This is a genomic window from Methylobacterium sp. GXF4, assembly GCF_000272495.1.
GTDB classification, from domain to species: Bacteria; Pseudomonadota; Alphaproteobacteria; order Rhizobiales; family Beijerinckiaceae; genus Methylobacterium; species Methylobacterium brachiatum.
In genome coordinates this window covers 1-18102 of sequence record NZ_AKFK01000050.1, presented here as the reverse complement: position 1 = coordinate 18102, position 18102 = coordinate 1, and the positions used below count along the sequence as shown (strand labels likewise).

Genomic DNA, 18102 nt, shown 5'->3' with positions numbered 1-18102 from the left:
GCCCCTCACTGCTCCGGCAGCCCCGCGCGCCGGAGCCCGTCATAGATACGCTCGCGCTGGGCGAGGAAGGTCGGGTCCGTGGAGGTCAGGCTACGGTAGCGGGCGAGGCTGTAGCCGGGCCGGAGCCGGAGGAACTCGGCCAGGGACGCCCGGGCCTCCTCGTCGCGGTCGAGCCGGGCGAAGGCGCAGGCGAGATAGAGATGGGGGAAGTCGAAGAGCGGGTTCACGGCCGCCGCCCGGCGCAGCGGCTCGATCGCCTCCTGATCCTGCCCGAGATGGAGCTTCGCCAACCCGTCCCGCGCCAGCCAGGCGCCGAGCAGCGGATCGCGCGGGCTGAGGCGGATCGCGGCCGCGATGTCGGCCTCCGTCCGCTCGGCCCGGCCCAGGAAGATCTGGATCAACCCGCGATAGGCGTAGGCCCGCGCGAAGCTCGGGTTCAGGGTCAGGACCCGGTCGAAGGCGGCGAGCGCCTCCGCGTAGCGGGAGCGGGCGCGCAGGGTCTCGCCGCGCAGGTAATGGGCGAACGGATGCGTCGGGTCGCCCTGCAGCACGGAGGCGATGGCCTGCTCGGCCGTATCGAGGTCCGCCGTCCGCTCCGTCGTCCAGCCGTTCAGCACCCCGTCGACCAGCACCTCGGCGAGACCGAGCCGCGCATCGGTGTTCATCGGGTCGAGGCCGAGCGCCCGCTCGAACAGGGGTCGGGCCTGGGCGTGATTGTCCCGCGCGAAGGGCCGGTTGAGCAGCGCCTGGCCGCGCATGACCAGATCCACCGCGTCGGCCGGCTGCCCGGCCCGGGCGTGGGTCGCGGCCTCCAGCAGGCGCACGCCGAGCGCCCGGCCGACCTGCGCGACGAGGACGTCCTGGGCGGCCCCGACTGCCGCGCGCGGCCCGTCGTAGCGGTCCGCCCAGAGGGAGGCGCCGGTCTCGACATCGGTGAGCTGCACGGCGAAGCGGACCTGCTCGGCACTCTGCCGCAGGCTCCCCTGCACGACGTAGCGCACACCGAGCTCGCGCCCGATCGCCCGCGGCTCGGCCTGCCGCCCCCGGTAGGATTGGGCGGTGCCGTGCGCGATGACGAAGGTGCCCGGTGCGCGGGCGAGGTCGGCGGAGAGATCCTCGGCGAGCTGCTCGGCGAGGTAATCCTGGTCCGCGTCGCCGCTCTGGTTCGTGAGCGGCAGGACGACGAGCGACAGCCGGGGGCGCACGGTCGGCTCGCGGAGCTCGGCCGCCCGCTCGGATCCGGCGAGGTACGGCCAGGCGACAGTCAATCCTGCCGCGCCCGCGGCCAGCACCGCCGCGGCGCCGAGCGTCGGCCGGAGGGCTGCCCGGGCCCGGCGGACCTGGACGGCGCGCGACGTCCGCCCGTCCGGCGGCGGCACGGCATAGACCCGCAAGGGTCGCGTGATGTTCTTCAGCCGCTGCGGGCCGAGGTCGAGGAACCGGATCTCGGGAAGGCCGCGCACCTGGAGATAGGCGGCTTCCGAGAGCCGCAACGCGCCGGGATCGGCGGCGGCCTGCAGGCGCGCGGCGATGTTGACGCCGTCTCCGAAGATATCCCCGCCATGGACCATGATGTCGCCGAGATGGATCCCGATGCGCAGGCGGAACCGCCCGGCATCGCCCTCGGCCGCGGCGAGCGCCTGCTGGATCGCGACGGCGCAGCAGACGGCGTCCGTCACGGAGGCGAACTCGGCCAGCACGCTGTCCCCGGCCGTGTTCGCGATCCGCCCGCGCCGCGCCAGGATGAGGCGGTCGACGACCTCCCGCATGGCCTGGAGCGCCCGCATGGCGCCGCTCTCGTCGGCATGCATGGCCTTGGAATAGCCGGCGATGTCGGCGGCGAAGATCGCGGCCAGCCGGCGTTCCGGAACCGACCATTCCACGGCGCTCGACCGTTTGGCGTTCTGGCTCATTGCGATCCGTTCGCGACTCGACCGCCCGGGATGCTGTTCGCGCCGAAGACTGTATCGAATGCAGCCGCGCAAGTCTTGACCCTGGATGGCCGAGAATCGCAGCGCCCCATTCTACTATTCGGCCTTATGGGAATATTCAATAACAGGATTGCTTGTCGGGGGCGGATTGCAGCGCCGGGTCGCCCGGCGGGACGGGCCGGCCTTACCCCACCCGCCGCGACGGCAGCCGCAGCCCCGGGGCTGGCCGCTCAAGCAGGACTTCCCGACGGAAGCGCACCAGCCGCGCAGGCCGGCCGGCGGTGCCGCTGGTGAGGGCTTCGGTCTCCTCCACCAGTCCCTGCTGGGCCACGAGGCGCCGGAAGTTCTGCTTGTGCAACTGCGTGCCCGACAGCGCCTCGACGGTGCGCTGGAGCTGGAGCAGGGTGAAGGCCGGGGGCATCAGCTCGAACACCACCGGGCGATACTTGATCTTGCCGCGCAGGCGGCTGATCGCGGTCGCCAGGACCCGGCGGTGGTCGAAGGCCATGGGCACGCCGGTCGGGTCGTTCGGCACCGCCGGCCCGGCATTGCCCCGCGCTTCCGGGATCAGGCCGGCCTCGAACAGCAATTCGTAGCGCTCGAGCACGCGCTCCTCGTTCCAGGTGCCGCCGTTCATCCCGAAGGTGAGGCCCAGACGGTCGTGGCGGCGGGTGCGGATCGCGCAATCCGCGGGCTCGGCCGCCCAGGCCGCGAGCCGCGCCTCGATCGCGTCGAGCTGGGGCGGGCGGCCGTTGCGGAAATCCTCGTACGGGAGGTAGCGGTACCAGTTCTGCCACGCCGCCTCGGCGAGGCCGGCCGGGCGCTCCTCGCGGACCAGGGCGAGATAGGCCACCGAGAGCGCGTGCGCCTCCGGCGCCTCCTCCCCGCCGGAGCGGTCGCGGTCGCCGAAGGTGTAGAGCTGCTCGACATAGCCGAGGCGCTGGTGGGTCTGGCGCTCCACCCAGGCGCGCAGGCCGCGCTCCAGGGTGGCGTGCTCGGGCACGAGCGGCCCGGCCGGCAGGCCGTCGCCGCGACCCGGGGCCTGGTCCGGCACCCGGATGGTCAGGGCGCGCGGCTCGCCCTTGGTCGCCGCGACGATCACAGCGACGAGGCCCACGGAGGAGCGCTCCGGCAGGGCCTGTGCCCCGCCCGCACCCGTCTGCGCCTCACCGACCGTCATCGTCCCTCGAACGCCTCCGCCGCCGGGCGCGGAATCCCGGATCGGATGAGCCCCTATAGGGGCACAGGATCGTGGCGCGTCAACGCGGCGGTGTGATCCGGTTTCCGGGTCCGGGACCGTCGTCTCCGCGCGCAACGGGATCCCGGCCGATGGACTGGGCGACGGGGGCCGCCTGGCAGACGCGATCCGGGGGGCGGCCAGTCCGGCGGCGCGCTTGCCAACGCGACCGCGGCTGCCCAAACAGGGCCGCCCGAGAGGTGCCGGCGCGGGGCCGGTCGGGGCGGGGGCAGGCGACCACGATGGCAGCGAGCGCGATCTCCGCGACGGCCGGGAGCCGGCCCGTCGATCTGCGGCTCTACGGTCTCCTCGATGTCGGCGTCTGCGGCGCGGACGGCGACCATCTGGCCCGGCTCGCCGCCGATGCGGTGACGGGCGGCGCGACCCTGCTCCAGTACCGCGAGAAGGACATTCCGGATGCCCGCGCGGCGCTCGCGCGGATCCGGGCGATCCAGGCCGCCGTCGGGGGGCGGGTGCCGGTGCTGGTCAACGACCGGGTCGACCTGGCCCTGGCGGCGGGCGCGGACGGCGTCCATCTCGGCCAGAGCGACCTCCACCCGGCCGAGGCGCGCCGCCTCCTGGGGGAGGGGGCGATCATCGGGTTGACCGTGAAGACCGCCGCCCAGGCCGACGAGCTGTACCGGCTCCCGGTCGACTACGCCTGTATCGGCGGCGTCTTCGCCACGACCAGCAAGGACAATCCCGACCCGCCGGTCGGCCTCGACGGCTTCGCCCGCATCGCCTTCCGGGCGCGGCTCGCCCGGGGCGCGAGCCTGCCGCTCGGCGCCATCGCGGGGATCGGCCTGCACAACGCCGCCGACGTGATCGGCGCCGGGGCGGACGGCGTCGCGGTGATCACCGCCCTGTTCGGGACGGAGCCGGTGCGGCAGCGCGCCCGGGAGCTGCGCGCGGCCATCGATGCGGCCCTGGCAGCGCGGGGCGCCGCCCGATGAGCGGCGCCAGCCCCATCGCGGTCACCATTGCGGGCTCGGATTCCGGCGGCGGGGCCGGCATCCAGGCCGACCTCAAGACCTTCTCGGCCCTCGGCGTCTACGGCGCGAGCGTGATCACCGCGCTCACCGCCCAGAACACACGGGGGGTCCAGGGCATCCACGACGTGCCGGCCGCGTTCGTGGCCCAACAGATCGACAGCGTCTTCTCCGACCTCGCGGTCGACGCGGTGAAGATCGGCATGCTGTCGCAGATCGCGGTGATCGACGCGGTCGCCGACGGGCTGGCGCGGCAGGCCGGGACGATCCCGGTGGTCCTCGACCCCGTGATGGTCGCCACCAGCGGCGACCGGCTGATCTCGGAGGACGCCGTGGCGGCGCTCCGGGACAGGCTGCTGACGCGCGCCGACCTGATCACCCCCAACCTGCCGGAGGCGGCGGTGCTGCTCGGCGAGGCGGTGGCCGAGGACGAGGCCGGCGCGGCGTCCCAGGCCCGGCGGCTGGTGGCTTTGGGCGCCCGCGCCGTGCTGATCAAGGGCGGCCACGGGCACGGCGCCATGAGCGTTGACCACCTCGTGACCGCCGACGGGCACGCCCAGACCTTCGCGGCGCCGCGGCTCACCACGCAGAATACCCACGGCACCGGCTGCACCCTCTCCTCGGCGATCGCGGCGGGCCTCGCCCGGGGCCTGGAGCTGCCGGCGGCGGTGACGCTGGCCAAGGATTACCTGACGGCGGCCCTCAACGCCGCGGACCGGCTGGCGATCGGCTCCGGCCACGGCCCGGTCCACCACTTTCACGCGATCTGGCCCTGACTTCAGGGGGGTGGCCGCCTTGCGCCCGGGCGGCGATTGCGTTTGAAGAAGCGCACGATCGTTCGGATAACGGAACGGCCTAGGTGGACCGGTGACGATGCAGGATCAGGCGGAACGGCCCGACAGGGCGCGCGGACGCGACCTGCTGACCGGGGCGCAGGTGCTCTCCGGCCAGCTCGGCAAGACGATCCAGCGCCTGCGCAAGGCCTACAACCTCTCGCTGTCGGAGCTCGCCGAGCAATCGGGCGTGGCGAAATCGATCATCAGCCAGATCGAGCGCAACGAGACCAACCCGACGCTGGCGACGATCTGGCGCCTCTCCCAGGCCCTCGATGTGTCGATCGACCGGGTGCTGGCGGCCGGCGACGAGGAGCCGTTCATCGAGAAGACCTCCCGGGCGGATACGCCGATCCTGGTCTCGGAGGACGGCAAGGTCCGGCTGGCGATCATCGGCTGGATCAAGACGATCGAGTGGCTGCAATGGTACGAGGTCACGGCCGATCTCGGCGGCGTCCTCGATTCGGACCCGCACCAGCGCGGCTCGGTCGAATCGCTCTCGGTCGCCGAGGGCGCGTTCGAGGTCGAGATCGGCGGCAGCGTGCAGCGGGCCCGGACCGGCGAGACCCTGCGCTACCGCTGCGACCGCCCCCACCTCGTGCGCTGCATCGAAGGCCCCGCCCGGGCCACCATGGTGGTGATCATGAAGGCGGCCGTGATGGAGTGAGGCTCTCGGCCTCACCGATCCGGGCCGGGTCGAACGGCGTGGTCCGATAGATCTCGCTGATCCAGTTGCCGAACAGCAGGTGCGCGTGGCTCCGCCAGGAATTGCGCGGCGGCTTCGACGGGTCGTCGTCGGGGAAGTAATGGGCCGGCACCGCCGCGCCGGCATCGCGGATGTACTCGTCGGCGAGCGTGGCCGTATCGTATTCCAGGTGATTGAACATGTGGAGCGACCGGCGATCCGGATCGCTCAGGAGGCACAGGCCGGTCTCCGGGCTGTCGGCCAGGATGGACAGGCCGCTTCCGTCCGGGATGTCCTCCCGGCGCACCTCCGTCCAGCGGGAAACCGGGACGCAGAACTCGTCCGAGAAGCCGCGTAGATAGGGTGAGGCCGGGGCGTGATTCCGGTGGCGGAACACGCCGAACGCCTTGTGCGGGAGCGTCCGCTTCGGGATTCCGTAGAAGTGGTAGACGGCCGCCTGCGCCGCCCAGCAGATCGTCAGACAGCTATGGACGTTCGAGCGCGTCCAGTCGAACACGCGACACAGCTCGGCCCAGTATCGCACCGCCTCGAAGGGCAGACGCTCGACCGGGGCTCCCGTGACGATGAAGCCGTCGAACCGCTCCTCCCGGACATCGCTCCAGGGCCGATAGAACGCATCCATGTGTTCGGCGGGGGTGTTGCGGGCGACATGGTCGGTCATCCGGACCAGGGTCAGCTCGACCTGGAGCGGGCTCGAACCGAGCAGGCGGGCGACCTGCGTCTCGGTGCTGATCTTGTTGGGCATCAGGTTGAGCAGGCCGATCCGCAGCGGCCGGATGTCCTGACGGACCGCGTCGGTCTCGCGCATCACCACGACGCCTTCGGCCTCCAGGGCGCGGGCTGCGGGGAGATCGTCGGGGATCTTGATCGGCACGGTGCGTCGTCCCTGTCTTCCGGGGCCGACCTCCGTGGCTTGATCCGCTTGGTTGCCGGCTCGGCCACATCCTCCTTGCGGAGCGCCACCTTGCCCGGATCGGCAGGTTGGCGTCGGGTGTCGGCCCGACTCTTGATGTGCGGCCAGGATTACCGAGACGGCTCAGGTTGTTCAAGGGCCGGCTCGCAGCCGACCGCGGATTCACGGTGCATGCGGGCGGCCCCGATCGGCACCGCGACGGAGCGATCCCGTTCCGGGCCCTAGCAGGCGACCGCTTCCGACAGCGCGCGGTGGCGATAGTCGCGCGGGCTCAGGCCGTAGCGCTCCTTGAAGCGGCGGGAGAAATGAGCCTGGCTGGCGAAGCCGCACGCATAGGCCAGGGTGCCGAGCGGCATGTCGATGTATCCGGGATCGGCCAGGCGGTTGGCCGCAACGCTCAGACGGCGGTGCCAGATCCAGTCGGAGATGTGCTGTCCGCGCTCGTGGAACAGCTCCTGAAGGCGCCGCAGCGACACGCCGGTCGCGGCCGCGAGGTGGGACGGATCCAGCGTCTGGTCGTGGAGGTTGGCCTCGATATAGGCCTTGGCGCGCTGGACCACGACGCTGCCGTGAACCGGCCGGGGCACCTCCTGCGCCATGCGCTCGGCCAGGCTGGCGACGACGAGATCGATTCCCACCCCGACCATGCGCTCGGCCACGTGAGCGGGCAGCCGGTTCCCCTCGCGCAGGAGGTTGGACAGGAACGAGCGGGTCAGGGTCGTGACCGGCAATCCGCCGCCGACGGTCAGGCCGGCGAAGATCCGGGCGGGGCCCAGCACGCCCTCCAACCGCTCGCGCGGGATCGCGATGGCCAGCACCTCGCTGTAGCCGTTGTGCTCGATCGTCCAGGGCGTGTTCGTGTCCCGGATCGCGAAATCGCCGGCCGTGTCCGTGCTCGATCGATCGTTCTGGTCCGAGCGCACGGTGCCGGTCAGCACCATGCTCATGAAGAGATGATCGGTCTTGTGATTTTCGTGCCGGAGCGTCCGCGGTGTCGTCGCCGCGCGGAGATTGCGCAGCGCGAACTTCGTGAAGTCCAGACCGCCGATACTGACGCCGTCGATCGTCGCGTCGAACGGCTCCTCGCCCAGGCAGTTCTGCGCCATCGGGACGAGGCGATCTTCGCAAACATCCCGCCAGCTGCGAAACCGATCTTTCGGTAAAACCCCGTCCGTCGAGAAGATGGTCTGCATCGCGGCCGCCCTATGGCCGCGATTGTTGCAAGCTGCAACCATAAAGTTTGCAAAGTACACATGTGCACAATCGGAGGCAGAGCTTTGGCCGGCCTATTGCGTGCCCCGCCCGTTTCGGCGCGCTCACCTGACGTGCTTCCGTCCGAGCGGCAGGGACCATCGATCCGCGGCGCGCGTCCCTCAGATTGATCGGCGGCGCAGGCCGACGCCTCGCGCCGCCGCCGACCTCAGCCGGCGCGCCGGCTTCCGGAGGTGAGCTCCCGTGTCTTCGCGCGGAGCCCTCAGCGCCCGGTATTCACCCAGCGCACCACGTCGGCCAGCACGGTGGTCAGCGCCTGATCAAGGGCGCGGGCGCCGTTGCCGGCGTCGATCTTGGCCACCGGCACGCGGGCGGTGAAGATCCGGGCGGCGGTCACCTTGCCGGTGCCGTCGGCCACGAGCTTCAGCGAGAGGTCGACCACCGCTTCCCCGGTCGTCGCCTGGATGTCGAAGGCGCGGATCTCGCTGATCAGCTGGTAATCGGCCACGACCTTGTCGCCGGGCCGGCTGACCGAGCGGAGCCGGCCGGAATTCTCCAGGCTCTGGAGGAGGCGGGTCTGGATCAGCCGCGGCAGCCGGTCGGCCCATTGGCCGCCGCCCAGGAAGGCGAGGGCGCCGCCCGATTCGCGCACGATGATCCGGTCGGCCTCGAAGGGCTGAATGCCCACCGGCTCCGAGACCGCGATGGAGCGGCCGGCCGAGACCGGTCGCCCGGCCGAGGGCAAAGCCGCGAGGTCGAAGGTCAGCGGTGCCGCGCCGCCACCGCAGCCGCCCAGCAGGGCAGCGAGCAAGGCGGCGGCGAGGAGGTGGGACGAGCGGGCCATACGCACAACCTGAGAAACCCCGCCGGCGAGCGGCAGAGCTGTATAAGCTATGCCGCAGAAACTATCCCTGGCCTGTATCCGTGCCGTGCGCCGGAACACATCGACCCGGCAGCGGACGATTTCAGCGGCCGCCGTTGTATTCGGGCAACGACGGCTTGCCGCCGAAGATCACCTGGCTCGGGTCGCGCTCCAGGCTGCGCACGGTCCGGTTCAGGGTGTTGAGGGTGCGCTGGCCGTCCCCGGACAGGGCCTCCACCTCCCGGCGGCCGGTGCCGCTGAGCCGGCCGAAATTGGTCGACATGCTGGCGGTGCGCTTGTCGAGATTCTCCGACATGGTGCGGAACGCCTTGCCGGCGTCGCGCACCGAGACCGCGGCGGCCCGGATCTCCGCGAAGGTGCTGGAGCCCTCCTGGCCGGCGGCGGAGCCGAGGAAGCTCTGGGCGCCGTTGAGCACCCCGTCGATCTTGTCGGCCGAGGCGTTGAGCTTGGCCGCCAGGGAGCGGGCATCGTGCACCGCCCCCTCGATGTCGGGGCTCGACTTGGACAGGGCCGCCGAGAACCGGTCGGCGTTGTCGATCACGTGGCCGAGCTTCACCCCGTCCACCGCCTTGACCAGGGTCGCGATGTTGGGGCCGACATCGGCGAGCGTCTTCGAGAAGGACTCGACATTGGTGAGCGCGCGATTGATCGCGCCCTCGTTGCCGGCCACGATCCGGTCCAGCCGGGCCAGCATGTCGTCGGCCCGCTGCGCCACCTGGCGGGCGAGCGCCATCATGTCCTGCATGTCGGAGGAATCGGCGAAGATCGTCGGCGGCTCGCCATTGGCCATGGGCGTGAGCACCGGCGCGTCGGCGTTGCCGCCCGACAGGGAGATCACCGAGACGCCGGTCAGCATCGCCGAATCGAGGCGCGCGCGGGTATCGGCCCGGAGCGGCGTCGAGGGATCGACCTTGATCTGGGCCAGCACCCGGCGGGGATCCTGTGGGGCGAGGCGGATATCGGTGACCTCGCCGACCTTGATGCCGTTGAAGTTCACGCTGGATCCGCGGGAGAGGCCGCCGACCGAGCCGGAGAACACGATGCGGACGGTCTGGCTGACCTGCCGCGACGAGCCGCCGGAGAGCCACAGCACGGTGCCGAAGCCCGCCAGGATGACGGCGAGGGTGAAGGCCCCGATGAGGGCGTAGTTCGCGCGGGTTTCCATGCGGTCAGCCTGCGGTTCCGCTCGGCGAACAGGATCGGGCCGAGCTGCGGGTCCACGGTCCCGGGCGGGACCGGGACGGGATCAGGGGGAGGGGACGGTCAGGCATGCGCCGGCACGCCGGTGGTGAGGGCGCGGGCGCGCTTGCCGTGGAAATACGAGCGCAACCAGGGATGGTCGCTCGCCAGCATCTCCTCGATCGTGCCGGCGGCGATGATCTGGCCGTCGCCGAGCGCCGCGATGCGGTCGCAGGCGGTGTAGAGGCTGTCGAGGTCGTGGGTGACCATGAACACGGTCAGGCCCAGCGTCTCCTTCAGGGTGGAGACGAGGTCGTCGAACTCCCCCGCGCCGATCGGGTCGAGACCCGAGGTCGGCTCGTCCAGGAACAGGATCTCGGGATCGAGCGCCAGGGAGCGGGCGAGGGCCGCGCGCTTGATCATGCCGCCGGACAGCTCCGAGGGCAGCTTGTCGGCGGCGTCCGGCTTGAGGCCGACCATCTCGATCTTGAGCCGGGCGAACTCGTCGAGCAGGCGCTCGGACAGGTTCAGGTGCTCGCGCATCGGCACCTGGATGTTCTGCTTGACGGTGAGCGCCGAGAACAGGGCGCCCTGCTGGAACAGCACGCCCCAGCGCTGCTCCATCCGCCGCCGCTCGGCATAGGTCATGCCGTCGACGTCGCGGCCGAACACCTCGATCGTGCCCGCGCGCTTGGGCGTGAGGCCGAGGATCGTCCGGGTGAGCACCGACTTGCCCTGGCCCGAGGGCCCGACGAAGCCCATGATCTCACCGGCCCGGATGTCGAGGTTCAGACCTTTCAGGATGTTGCGGTCCCGGAAGCCGACCACGAGGTCGCGCACCCGGATGATGGGCGCGGGGCCGGCTTCGGTCTCGGGCATGGCGGGGGCGATCATCAGGACGGGCTCAGAAATCGATCGCGGCGAAGAACACCGCGAACAATCCATCGAGGACGATGACCATGAAGATGGACTTCACGACTGAGGCGGTGACGTGGCGGCCCAGCGATTCGGCCGAGCCCTCCACGGCGAAGCCCTCGATCGTGGCGAGGATCCCGATGATCAGCGCCATGAACGGCGCCTTGATCAGCCCGACCATGACGTGGTGCACGCCCACCGCCGCCTGGAGCCGGACCAGGAACTGATCGAGCGTCAGGCCGCCATACAGCATGGCGGTGAGGCCGCCGCCGGTGAGCGCCGCCAGGTCGCCGATCAGGGTCAGCATCGGCAGGCCGACCATCAGGGCCAGGACCCGCGGCACGATCAGGATCTCGACGGGATCGAGGCCCATGACCCGCAGGGCGTCGACCTCCTCGCGCATGCGCATCGAGCCGATCTCGGCGGTGATCGCCGAGCCGGACCGGCCCGCCACCATGATCGAGGTGAGCAGCACGCCCATCTCGCGCAGGATCAGCAGGCCGATCAGGTTGACCACGAAGGTCTGGGCGCCGAAGCGCTGGAGCTGGAAGATGCCCTGCTGGGCGACGATGCCGCCGACCAGGAACGAGATCAGCACGATGATCGGCGTGCCGTTGAACGCCACCTGCTGGATCTGGTTGACGAGCGCCGTGCCCCGGAACGTGCCCGGCCGCAGGGCCACGCGCCCGCAGGCGGCGATCACCTCGCCCAGGAAGGCGAGGGCGGTGACGAATTCGCGCCCGCCCCGCACGGTCTCGCGGCCGATCGTGTCGAGGGCGCCGAGGATCAGGCCGGGCCGGGCCGTCGGCGCGGAATCCGGCTCGCGCAGGCGCACCTCGCCCAGCAGGGTGCGGTGCTCGGGCCGCACGCCGACATAGGTCAGCCTGCCCCCGGACTGCTCGATCTCGGCGCGGGTCCGCTCGAGCACCCAGGCGCCCAGCGTGTCCAGGCGCTCGATCCCGGAGAGATCGGCCGCCACGGGACCGGCCCGCCCGGCCGCCAGCAGACGCGCCGCATTCGCCTCGACGGTCGGCGCCTGGTCGGCGGTCCAGCGCCCGTCGAGCGCCAACCGGCCGTCGGCCGGCCGGTCCCGCAGCGACGCGCCGGGAACCATGCCCTCGCTCAGCAAGACCTTCACTCCTCGATTGAGGCACCACCCTGCCGTGGGGTTATGTCGACATTACGGTTGACGATCCGTGTCCAACGTCAGCCGATCGGCGCGGCCGGAGGCGCGCGCCAGGGCCAGGCCGCCGGCGGCGAGCGGCGCCATCAGCAGGAAGGCGAGGGGGCCGCCGGCCCGGTAGGCCAGACCGCTCGCCAGGGTCGCGACCACGGAGATGCCGGCATTGACGGCGCTGAGCGTGCCCTGCGCCCGCCCGCGCGCGCCCTCCGGGGCGAAGGCCGAGACCGCCGCCATCGCGCCGAGCTGCGTCGCCCCGAAGGTCAGGCCGTGCAGGCCCTGGAGCGGTACCAGCGCGGCCAGGTGGTCGCCGACCAGGTACATGCCGATCGCCCGCAGGATCGCGGCGCCGGCGCCGAGGGTCAGGAGACGCACCGGACTCCGCCAGGACGCGGGCAGGGCGGTGATTCCGGCAAACAGCGCGATCTCGGACAGCACCCCGGTGGCCCAGAGCGAGCCCACCCAGACCGGCCCGATGCCCTGGCTCGTCCAGTAGATGCTGCCGAACCCGTAGATCGCCCCGTGGCTCGCCTGGATCGCCGCCGCGGCGCCGATGCAGAGCCAGAGCTTGAGCGGCAGGCGCGGCCGGTCGGCGCCGGTCGGCACCTGCGGCAGGGCCACGACCGACCGGCTGCGCCAGGCCACGAGGCCCGCCGCCAGGGCGAGGCCGGTGAGCAGCAGCGGCACCGCGAGTTGCCCGCCCAGCGCCGAGAGCAGGAATCCCCCCGCCAGGTTGGCCAGCAGGAACGCGATGGAGCCGGCCATCCGGATCCGGGCGTAGACCAGGCGGGCGTCCCGGCGCACGGCCGCGAGCGTCAGGTAATCGATGCAGGGGACCAGCGGCGCGCCGGCCACCGCGTTGAGCAGGATCAGCAGCGCGAGCAGGGGCCAGCCGATCCCGGCGGCCCCCGGCATCAGCGCGTAGGTCAGGCTGAGGGCGAGGCTGCCGAGCAGGATCAGCCGGCGCGGGCCCAGCCCCCGGTCGAGCAGGCTCATCAGCGGCGCCGTCGCGACGATCCGGGTCGCGATCGGCAGGGCCAGGAGCACGCCGATCACCCCGGCATCGAGGCCGAGGCCGTCGAGCCAGATCGGCATGAACGGCATCGCGATGCCGATCTCGGTGAAGACGACGGCGTAGAGCAGCGACAGGCGCGCCGGGCCGGACGGGCGATGCAAGGATGGGGGTTCCCGAATGGGAGGCGGAGGATGCTCTCGGACCTGTGCGCCGTAAGCGCCCGTTAAACCCTCCCTGTCAATTTGCCGGCCTCCGGGTCGCGCCTTGTGCCGGCCGTCGCCGCGCCGGCCTTTCGGGTTCGGAGGGATCCCATGTCCGGTTCAGCCCCTGCAGGCGCCCTCGCCGAGTACGAGGCGATCGAGGCGACCATGTGCCTCAGCGAGCGCGGGCGCTGGTTCCTGGCCGAATATGCCCGCCGCCACCGCGCCGCCGAGACCGAGATGCTGCTCGGGGCCATGCGCCGGCTCGAACACGCGGTGACCGCCGACCGGGATCAGCAGACCGTCGGGCAGCTGCACGGCAACCTTGTCGAGATGGCCGCGGCGATCAGCCAGACCAAGGCCGAGATCGCCGCGATCAGCGCCCGCGACAACGAGCCGACCCGCCTGACGCAGGCTTCGCTGGCGCTGGACGCGATCGTGCGCGAGACCGAGCAGGCGACCTCCGACATCCTCGGCTCGGCCGAGGCGATCCAGGAGGCGGCCTGGACCCTGCGCGAGCGCGGCGCCGATGCCACGACCTGCGACGCCCTCGATCGGCACGCGACCGCGATCTACACCGCCTGCTCGTTCCAGGACCTCACCGCCCAGCGCACCGCCCGGATCGTCTACACCCTGCGCTATCTCGAGGACCGGCTGGCCTCGATGATCGCGATCTGGGGCAGCGCCGCCGAACCGATCCCGCCGATGCCGGGCGATCCGGCCGCGGGCGCCGGCCCGCAGGCCCAACCCTCCGACCTCTGCCAGAGCGACATCGACCGCTACATCGCCATGGAGGTTCCGGCCGTCACGGCCGCCGCCCTCGTCGCCCAGCCCGGAAGCCCGCCGCTCCACGAGGATATCGTGTTCGTGCCGGTCTCGGACGGGGATGGGTCCGAGACGGTCGAGACGGCCGACCCGGACGGGCTCGACGACGACGCTGATGCCGAGGACGGATCTGCGGATGCCGCGCCGGCGGAGGATTGGGCCGACCTCGTGGCGGCCTCCCCCGAGCCCGCCGCCGAACCGGACGGGCCGATCCTGAGCTTCGCCGCGATCGACGCGCTGCCGCCGGAGCAGCGGCTCGCCCTGTTCGCCTGACGGCGCGGAGCGGCCCTGCTATCAGGGGCCCCCGCCCGCCGAGGGTCGTGAGACGAAAACCCCGTGGCCCTGAACCTGATCAAGCTCTGCGTCGGACCCGCCTCCATCGCCGACCTCGAAGCCCGTCAGGAACGGTACCGGGACGAGGCGTTGCGCGACGGCCGGCCGGCCGACCCGTTCCACGTCACCCGCACCCTGCCCAAGCGCCACCGCGAGATCGCCGGAAAGGGCTCGATCTACTGGGTGATCCGCGGGACCCTGTCCTGCCGGCAGGCGATCACCGCGATCGAGAAGCTGACCGGCGAGGACGGCATCCCGCGCTGCCGGCTGGTCTTCGACCCGCGCCTGATTCCGGTGACGCCCCGGCCCTGCCGCCCGTTCCAGGGCTGGCGGTATCTCACGGGGCGCGACGCGCCGGCCGATCTCGGAGCCGGACAATCGGGCGACCTCGCCGAGATGCCCGAGGCGCTGCGCCGCGAGCTGGTCGGCCTCGGCCTCCTGTAGGGGGCCGCCCACCCGATCTGTCCCTCCAAAGCCCTCATCCTGAGGTGCCCGCGCCAGCGGGCCTCGAAGGAGCCCTCCAGGGATCGCGGTGCGTTCTGGAGGTCTCCTTCGAGGCCTCCGCTGCGCTGCGGCACCTCAGGATGAGGGGGTGGGTGGGATGTCCTGTGGCCGGAACAATCATGCGGTCGTCATCGCCCGGTCAGGCCGGCGCTGACCGGGTCTCGCCGGCGCGGGGCTCTCGGAGCGCCCGCGCCGGCCGTCGTCCTACGCTCCGTCGAACCGCCCGCTGGCATGGGCCAGCATCGTGTAGACCTTGCCGGTCTCCGAGGTGAGGTAGGCGTCGGTCCGCTTGGCGTCGCTGTCGTTCTTGACCACGTCGCCGAGCAGCCGCTCGAACTCACCCACGTAGCGGTCGACGCTGCGGCGGAACTCCGCGTCCGAGCGGTAGCGGCGCTGGATCTCCGCGAAGGTGGTCCGGCCCTGCGGGGTGTAGATGCGCGGGTCGAACAGGTTCGGCTCGCCGCGGCGGTAGCGCTCCCACAGGTCGACCACGGTCCGGTGCTCGATCATCCGGGCGATGTCGGTCGAGATCGTATCGAGGGCGATCCGTCCGGTCTCGGCAGGGGCCTGGGACGGCGCCTGCGGCTGGGACGGGCGGCCCGACGGGGCCGGGGCGGCGGCATTGGTGGCCGCCGGCTCGGCATCGTCGTCCTCGTCCAGGGACGCGCGGGTCAGCAGGTCGGACAGCCAGCCGCGCTTGGCACCGCCGGCCGTCATGGCGACGGGGCGGGCGGTCGCGGAGGGCCGCGGCGCCTCGATCCGGGCCGGACCGGTCGCGGCCCGGGCCGGCGCCGTCGGCAGGGACGGGGCCGGGGCAGCCTGAGCCGGCGGCGCGGACGGAGCCGGAGCGCTGCTGGCCTGCGGTGCCGCGGCGGCGCGGGACCCGCCCTCCGCCACCCGCCGCTGGGCCTGCGGCTGGGCGACGTCCACCGACCGCGTGGTCCGGGACACCAGGGCCGACAGCTCGTTGAGCGCCTTGATCTGATCGGCGACCACGCGGCGCATCTCGCCGGTGGCATCCTGCGTCTCCCGCGGCAGGTCGAGGACGCCCCGGGCGAGTTCGGCGCGGGTCGCGTCGAGTTCGCCGCGGATCGAGCCCGCCATGTCCCGCAGGGACGAGACGGAGGCGCCGAACTTGGTCTGCGCCTCGTCGAGGCCGCTGCGCATCTCCCGCGCCGCCTCCTCGATCGCCCGGCGCACGCCCTGGGCCGCCTTCTCGCTCTCGGCCCCGGCGCTGTCCTTCAGGCCCTCGAAGGCGCTGGTGACCGAAGCCCCCGCACCCTCCGCCGAGCGCGTCAGCGACTCGCCGACGGCGCGGGCGCGCTCCTCGGCGGTCCGCAGCGTCCGCTCGATGGTCTCGGACAGGGCGTTGCCCTGCTGCTCCAGGGCGCTGGCGCGCGCCTCGAAGCCGGCCAGCGCCTCAGCGAGCGCCGCCTCGCGGCCCGACAGTGTCGCCCCCAGCCGCTGCTCGATCTCGGCGAGCGACGAGGCCGCCCGATCCAGCGCCGACACGTGCACGGAGGTCTGCTCGCCGAGCGCGCGGCCGCGGCCGTCGAGGGTCTCGGCGAGGCCCGACGCCTCGCGCAGCGCCGTGTTGGCGACCTCGCGCAGAGCCTCGACCTGGGCCGCGACGCCCGCGGTGGCGCGGCCGGTCTCGGAGGCGATCCGCTGCAGGGCCGACTGGACCTGCTCGACCCGGCCGGCCAGTCCCTGCTCGATCGCGCCGAGATTGGTGCCGGCTCCGGAGACCAGCTCGCTGAGCGCCGCGTTGGCACCCTCGATCCGCTGGAGGACGGCGCCCAGCTCCCGGCCGAGCCGGTCGTTGGTCTCGAACAGCTCGGTGAGGGCGCGGCCGGCACCGTCGTCGATGGCCGCGCGCAGCAGCTCGGCCGAGGCCCGCGACTGCGCGGCCAGTTCCTCGGTCTGAAGCCGCAGGGTCTCGGCGAGCGGCACGCCGGTCTCGATCAGCACCCGCTCGATCGAATCGGCCCGGTCGGCCAGGGCCCGCGACAGGTCGAGCATCGGCCCGTCGATGGCGGAGCGCAGGCGCTCGACATGCCCTTCCAGGCTGTCCCCGACCGCACGGCCGCTGCCATCGACGCTGGCGATCAGCGCCCCGCCCTTCTCCTCGATGGCGCGGACCAGCGCCTCGGCGCTCTCCGCGAGACGGCGCGACAGGGCCTCGCCGCGGGCATCGACCAGGGCGCCCAGGGCGGTGGCCCGGCGCTCGAAGCCGGCCCCCAAAGCCTCGGTGCGGGCGTCGATCAGGCCCGCCAAAGCGGCCTCGCGCCGGCTGAGCGTCTCGGCCAGGGCGGCGTTGTGCGCGTCGACCTGCTCCGCATGCGCCCGCGCCCGCTCGTCGAGCGCCGCGACCAGGCTGGCGGTGCGCTCGTCCATGAGACCCGCGAACGCATCGTGGCGGTCGTCGAAGGCGTTGGCCAGCGTCTCGGCGCGCTGGGCGACCAGCGTCGCGAACAACCGCATCCGGCTGTCGATGCGCTGGGTGAAGGCGTCGGCGCGGGCATCGACCCCGCGGGCGAGCGCCTCGCTCTGGGCCTCCACCGATTGCACCAGGGCGGCGGTGCGCCCTTCCACGACGCCGTCCAGGTCGCGGATCCGGGCGTCGAAGGCCTCGACCAGCGAGCCCGTGCGGCCCTGGGCGGCCTCGAGCAGCGACTGGCTGCGCTCGTTGACGAGCGCCTCGATCGCCGAGCGCGCCTCGTCGAAGGTCGCGCGCAGGGTCTCGATCCGGGCGTCCAGGAGGGCGGCCACGCCCGTGGGCGCCGCGTCGAGGAGGTTGCGCAGATCCTGCGTGCGCGCCTGGACCGCCATGGCGATCTCCCGGCCCCGGTTCTCCACGGAGACCTCGAGGCTGGATTGTGCCCGCTCGAACAGGGTCTGGAGCTGGCCGGTGCGCGTCTCGAAGGCCTCGGCGAACTGGTGCTCGCGCGCTTCGAGGAGGCCGGCGATGGCCGGGCTCGCCTGCTCGATCGCGCTCTGCAGGGCCTGGGTCCGGTGCTCGATCGTCCCGGCGATCTCGCGGCTGCGGCCGTCGACCAGGCGGTCGATCTCCGCCTGGGCCCGGGCGAACAGGGCTTCGAGCTGGCCGCTGCGGGCCTCGAACGCCTCGGCGAGCTGGTGCTCGCGGGCCTCCATCAGGTCGGCGATGGCCGGGCTCGCCTGCTCGATCACATTCTGCAGGGCCTGGGTCCGGTGCTCGATCGTGCCGGCGATCTCGCGGCTGCGG

Annotated in this window: 14 protein-coding genes, 1 pseudogene and 1 riboswitch; of the genes and pseudogenes, 5 read left to right on the top strand and 10 right to left on the bottom strand. The window is 72.3% G+C overall.

Features of this window, described 5'->3' with window-relative positions; genetic code table 11:
- Positions 1 to 5 precede the first annotated feature (5 nt).
- Positions 6 to 1913, bottom strand: coding sequence for a tetratricopeptide repeat protein (locus WYO_RS06885; RefSeq protein ID WP_007560601.1), 1908 nt, complete (start codon positions 1911 to 1913; stop codon positions 6 to 8).
- A 202-nt stretch (positions 1914 to 2115) separates the two neighbouring features.
- Positions 2116 to 3111 carry a hypothetical protein gene (locus tag WYO_RS06880; RefSeq protein WP_007560599.1) on the bottom strand — a complete coding sequence of 332 codons (996 nt, stop codon included), beginning with the start codon at positions 3109 to 3111 and terminating at the stop codon, positions 2116 to 2118.
- 299 nt (positions 3112 to 3410) lie between these two features.
- Here WYO_RS06880 and thiE point away from each other — a divergent pair, with 299 nt between their 5' ends.
- The 3 genes from thiE (at position 3411) to WYO_RS06865 (ending at position 5657) form a co-directional block, all read left to right on the top strand.
- Positions 3411 to 4121 (top strand): thiamine phosphate synthase, encoded by a 711-nt coding sequence (thiE, locus tag WYO_RS06875; protein WP_007560597.1) that lies wholly within the window; start codon positions 3411 to 3413, stop codon positions 4119 to 4121.
- Positions 4118 to 4933 carry a bifunctional hydroxymethylpyrimidine kinase/phosphomethylpyrimidine kinase gene (thiD, locus tag WYO_RS06870; RefSeq protein WP_007560595.1) on the top strand — a complete coding sequence of 272 codons (816 nt, stop codon included), beginning with the start codon at positions 4118 to 4120 and terminating at the stop codon, positions 4931 to 4933. Before thiE ends, thiD begins: the two co-directional genes overlap by 4 nt.
- Before the next feature lie 97 nt (positions 4934 to 5030).
- Positions 5031 to 5657, top strand: a complete 627-nt coding sequence (locus WYO_RS06865; protein WP_007560594.1) for an XRE family transcriptional regulator — start codon at positions 5031 to 5033, stop codon at positions 5655 to 5657.
- Here WYO_RS06865 and metA read toward each other — a convergent pair.
- From metA to WYO_RS06830, 7 genes are all read right to left on the bottom strand, one after another.
- On the bottom strand, positions 5632 to 6570 hold the full coding sequence (gene metA / locus WYO_RS06860) for a homoserine O-succinyltransferase (protein WP_007560593.1): 939 nt from the start codon (positions 6568 to 6570) through the stop codon (positions 5632 to 5634). The two genes, WYO_RS06865 and metA, sit on opposite strands and share 26 nt — an antisense overlap.
- 38 nt (positions 6571 to 6608) lie before the next feature.
- Positions 6609 to 6714: riboswitch (SAM-I-IV-variant riboswitch) on the bottom strand.
- Between the two features lie 116 nt (positions 6715 to 6830).
- Positions 6831 to 7802 carry a helix-turn-helix domain-containing protein gene (locus WYO_RS06855; protein ID WP_007560592.1) on the bottom strand — a complete coding sequence of 324 codons (972 nt, stop codon included), beginning with the start codon at positions 7800 to 7802 and terminating at the stop codon, positions 6831 to 6833.
- A gap of 281 nt (positions 7803 to 8083) precedes the next feature.
- Entirely contained in the window at positions 8084 to 8665 is a 582-nt protein-coding gene (locus WYO_RS06850) for an ABC-type transport auxiliary lipoprotein family protein (RefSeq protein ID WP_007560591.1), read from the bottom strand.
- Positions 8666 to 8786: 121 nt separating this feature from the next.
- A complete protein-coding gene (locus WYO_RS06845; protein WP_007560589.1) occupies positions 8787 to 9869 on the bottom strand; it encodes an MlaD family protein in 1083 nt (360 codons plus the stop codon).
- Positions 9870 to 9967: 98 nt separating this feature from the next.
- A complete protein-coding gene (locus WYO_RS06840) occupies positions 9968 to 10777 on the bottom strand; it encodes an ABC transporter ATP-binding protein (protein ID WP_007560588.1) in 810 nt (269 codons plus the stop codon).
- 10 nt (positions 10778 to 10787) lie between these two features.
- Entirely contained in the window at positions 10788 to 11912 is a 1125-nt protein-coding gene (locus WYO_RS06835; RefSeq protein WP_007560587.1) for an MlaE family lipid ABC transporter permease subunit, read from the bottom strand.
- A gap of 66 nt (positions 11913 to 11978) precedes the next feature.
- Positions 11979 to 13154 carry an MFS transporter gene (locus WYO_RS06830; RefSeq protein ID WP_007560586.1) on the bottom strand — a complete coding sequence of 392 codons (1176 nt, stop codon included), beginning with the start codon at positions 13152 to 13154 and terminating at the stop codon, positions 11979 to 11981.
- A gap of 150 nt (positions 13155 to 13304) precedes the next feature.
- Between WYO_RS06830 and WYO_RS06825 the strand changes: the two genes are divergently transcribed.
- The gene (locus WYO_RS06825) at positions 13305 to 14291 is read left to right on the top strand and encodes a hypothetical protein (protein WP_007560585.1); all 987 of its coding nucleotides are present in this window, start codon (positions 13305 to 13307) and stop codon (positions 14289 to 14291) included.
- A gap of 63 nt (positions 14292 to 14354) precedes the next feature.
- On the top strand, positions 14355 to 14795 hold the full coding sequence (locus WYO_RS06820) for a DUF1489 domain-containing protein (RefSeq protein ID WP_007560584.1): 441 nt from the start codon (positions 14355 to 14357) through the stop codon (positions 14793 to 14795).
- A 264-nt stretch (positions 14796 to 15059) separates the two neighbouring features.
- Here the strand turns inward: WYO_RS06820 and WYO_RS06815 are convergent.
- Positions 15060 to 18102 (bottom strand): annotated as a pseudogene (locus WYO_RS06815) (hypothetical protein); the annotation flags it as partial.

What these genes read in the sequence shown, in the direction of transcription:
- WYO_RS06850 (WP_007560591.1), bottom strand. Translation starts at nt 8,665, where the DNA reads ATGGCCCGCTCGTCCCACCTCCTCGCCGCCGCCTTGCTCGCTGCCCTG.
- WYO_RS06880 (WP_007560599.1), bottom strand. Translation starts at nt 3,111, where the DNA reads ATGACGGTCGGTGAGGCGCAGACGGGTGCGGGCGGGGCACAGGCCCTG.
- WYO_RS06885 (WP_007560601.1), bottom strand. Translation starts at nt 1,913, where the DNA reads ATGAGCCAGAACGCCAAACGGTCGAGCGCCGTGGAATGGTCGGTTCCG.
- WYO_RS06865 (WP_007560594.1), top strand. Translation starts at nt 5,031, where the DNA reads ATGCAGGATCAGGCGGAACGGCCCGACAGGGCGCGCGGACGCGACCTG.
- WYO_RS06855 (WP_007560592.1), bottom strand. Translation starts at nt 7,802, where the DNA reads ATGCAGACCATCTTCTCGACGGACGGGGTTTTACCGAAAGATCGGTTT.
- WYO_RS06825 (WP_007560585.1), top strand. Translation starts at nt 13,305, where the DNA reads ATGTCCGGTTCAGCCCCTGCAGGCGCCCTCGCCGAGTACGAGGCGATC.
- WYO_RS06845 (WP_007560589.1), bottom strand. Translation starts at nt 9,869, where the DNA reads ATGGAAACCCGCGCGAACTACGCCCTCATCGGGGCCTTCACCCTCGCC.
- WYO_RS06840 (WP_007560588.1), bottom strand. Translation starts at nt 10,777, where the DNA reads ATGATCGCCCCCGCCATGCCCGAGACCGAAGCCGGCCCCGCGCCCATC.
- thiE (WP_007560597.1), top strand. Translation starts at nt 3,411, where the DNA reads ATGGCAGCGAGCGCGATCTCCGCGACGGCCGGGAGCCGGCCCGTCGAT.
- thiD (WP_007560595.1), top strand. Translation starts at nt 4,118, where the DNA reads ATGAGCGGCGCCAGCCCCATCGCGGTCACCATTGCGGGCTCGGATTCC.
- WYO_RS06835 (WP_007560587.1), bottom strand. Translation starts at nt 11,912, where the DNA reads ATGGTTCCCGGCGCGTCGCTGCGGGACCGGCCGGCCGACGGCCGGTTG.